2 protein-coding genes and 1 pseudogene are annotated in these 2,926 nt (G+C 49.3%); 1 reads left to right on the top strand and 2 read right to left on the bottom strand.

Translation table 11 applies throughout. From position 1 onward, the window contains the following. A pseudogene (locus tag MHN01_RS22970) lies at positions 1 to 661 on the bottom strand (two-component sensor histidine kinase); the annotation flags it as partial. 16 nt (positions 662 to 677) lie between these two features. Further along, complete coding sequence (locus tag MHN01_RS22965) at positions 678 to 2,186, bottom strand: sigma-54 dependent transcriptional regulator (protein ID WP_239413669.1); 1,509 nt, start codon at positions 2,184 to 2,186, stop codon at positions 678 to 680. Between the two features lie 277 nt (positions 2,187 to 2,463). On the opposite strand from MHN01_RS22965, the gene MHN01_RS22960 reads away from it, so the two are divergent. Further along, positions 2,464 to 2,926, top strand: a 463-nt coding sequence (locus MHN01_RS22960; RefSeq protein WP_239413668.1) for a substrate-binding domain-containing protein, incomplete at its 3' end; no start/stop codon positions are given.

Raw genomic sequence — 2,926 nt, 5'->3', positions numbered from 1 at the left:
GCAAGGTATCTGAGGCGTAAACCAGATCCCGGATCCTATCGACCAGTGAGGTACTGTTATTGAGCAACATGCCACCGTCGACAATCCACTGCAGATTGTTTTGATCGTTAAAAACAGGGATCAGGCTTCGGCTTACCAGCCCCTTCGATTCAATTTCACCTTCGCTCAACAAGGGGATTTGAGCCCGGGCCGGCAGGTTCGGGTGTAAATTCTCCAGCGCCATTTCATCAAGCAGCTGAAAAAAGGTCTGCTCTTCACCGTTCATCAGCAAGCGACGGTTTGCCTTGGAAAACTCCCCCAATGCCGATGCAGGGTGAACGACGACAAAATCAAGATCGTAGCGGCCCGCCTGTTGTTTTACCCACTCACTGAGTTTGGCCTCATCATTTCTCAGCAAATACTGAAAGTCGTAAGACTCGGATAACGCTGTCAAGCGCATGCGCTGTTCTTTTTGCAGCAACTCCATGCTGTGATGGGCAACCGCCAAATCTGCACGGACATTTTTAAGCGCACTCTGCCAGGTATACATCACGGTCCAGTACATGGTCAGCGCGATAAGGGCCAGCAAGGTAATGATGATCGGCACTGATGTCAGCATCAGCAGCCGGTAGCGTACCATGGTTCGAAAGCGGCGAACCCACATTGCCAAAAATTGTTTCATTACTGTTTCTACCTAATTATGCGCTTTCGTCTGCCCAGTCTTTGTATTTTCGCTCCAGCGTTTTTCGCGCGACGCCAAGCTGTCTGGCAGCTGCAGACTTATTGCCCTCATGGGCATCGACAACCTGCATGATATGCGCTTTTTCTACTTCTTTTAGCGTCCAGTCCGTTGGGTAGCAGAATGAATCTCCATTTGTCTCTGCACAAGAGCACGACGACTGACTGCCTGCTGGCACAGCTTCAGAATCAAGGGAAGAAAAGGTTTCTGGAGCGTTAGTATTTCCAGCCTGTGTATCGGATGCAGCAGGCGGCTCTTCTACCGGGGTAGCAGGAGCGATAACAACATCGCCACCAAGCTCGCGCCAGTATTCTGCCGGTGGTTTCCCCAGAAGCAGACAGCGCTCCATCATGTTTCGCAGCTCGCGAATATTGCCCGGCCAGTCGTAGGCCTGCATTGACTGAACATCTTCATGAGTCCAACTAACCGGTTTCACGCCTAAATCTTTCGCCAATTGCTGAGTGAAATGGTGAGACAGGGCCGGAATATCTTCTACACGATCCCTTAATGCCGGCAGTTCGATGGTTAGCACGTTTAAACGGTAATACAGATCACGGCGAAAACGCCCTTCTTCCACTTCCTGTTTCAGGTTACGGTTGGTTGCAGCCACAATTCGCACATCGACCTGAACTTCCCGCTCTGCCCCGACAGGGCGAATGGCTTTTTGCTCAAGTGCCCGCAAAAGTGATGACTGCATCGAAAGCGGCATTTCTCCTATTTCATCAAGAAACAGCGTGCCGTTATTGGCTACACGAAACAGCCCTTCACGTCCTTTCTTGGCACCGGTAAAAGCACCGGATACATGGCCAAACAACTCACTTTCCAGCAAGTCAGGGGCAATAGCGCCACAGTTCAAAGGAACAAAAGGCCCACTACGTGTACTCAGCTGGTGCAGCGCACGCGCAACGAGTTCTTTACCCGTACCCGACTCCCCTTCTACCAGTACCGCTGCCTGCGAGGGTGCCACCTGGGCAATCATCTTTTTCATCATCAGGGTGCGCCGTGCATCACCGATGATATCAACCGGGTAGGTTCTATCTATGTCACGCTGCAAGGCGAAGTTCTGTCGTTCGACCATTCGTCTCTCGATACAGCGATTAACCGACTGCATCATTTGATCAAGATTAAATGGCTTGAGAATGAAATCAGACGCCCCGGCACGCAATGCCTGAATGGCCGTCTCCAAATCAGCATAACCGGTCATGAATATGACATCGCTGCGGCGAGTAGATGGATCAAAGGCTTCATGCCACTCAATACCTGAGCGTCCCGGCAGATTAATGTCCACAATTAACAGATCGAAGTGACATCGCTTGCGAAGCTCTTCCGCTTCCTCGATACTGCCTGCGGTATCAACCTGGGCAAATTTCTTACTCAGGGCTTTTTTGAGGATCGCGCGCATTCCCGGCTCATCATCTACGACAAGCACCGACACAGCAGACCAAGAAGAAGCAGCGGATTCAGACATAAGTTGTTATTTACCAATAAAGAAGGGATGCGACATTTTGTCCCACCTCATTAACCATTGTCAAAACAGTTTATGACGGTAATGAATATAAGTGCACTTTTGATCACAATACTTGTTTAAAATCATTCACTTGCAGCATGAGTTCGCGTTAATCTCAACATGTGAGAAAAATTGGCACCTGATTTGCTTTAGCCTCGGCAGTCACGAAAGAATTGTCTGCCTTACAGGCAACAGCTATTTGCGTATTCACTTAATTGACATTAAGTCAGGAAGACCTATGAAATTTATAAAAACAACTCTTGTTATTCTTTCCCTTGCCTCTGTAAGTGCAGCCCAAGCCACTGAAGATATGACCATTCGCCTGGCCACGACGACGAGTACCTATCACTCAGGCCTGCTTGACTACCTGCTCCCTGAATTCAAAAAAGATACTGGCTACAGCGTTGAAGTTCTGGCTGCCGGTACCGGTAAGTCACTGCGTATGGGACAAAATGGCGATGTTGATCTGGTAATGACCCATGCCCCGAAAGCCGAGGCTAGCTTCGTTGAAAAAGGTTACGGCGTATTGCCTCGTAAACTGATGCACAACGACTTTGTTGTTGTTGGCCCTCAAGCGGATCCGGCAAAAATCGCTGGCGACAAAGATGTTGCTGATGCATTGACTAAAATTGCTTCTTACAACGCAACCTTCGTTTCGCGTGGCGATGATTCAGGTACCCATAAAAAGGAACTTAACCTGT

It is taken from the genome of Photobacterium sp. OFAV2-7 (assembly GCF_022347985.1).
Classification (GTDB): domain Bacteria; phylum Pseudomonadota; class Gammaproteobacteria; order Enterobacterales; family Vibrionaceae; genus Photobacterium.
This window is presented reverse-complemented; position numbering and strand designations above follow the sequence as displayed.

What these genes read in the sequence shown, in the direction of transcription:
- MHN01_RS22965 (WP_239413669.1), bottom strand. Translation starts at nt 2,186, where the DNA reads ATGTCTGAATCCGCTGCTTCTTCTTGGTCTGCTGTGTCGGTGCTTGTC.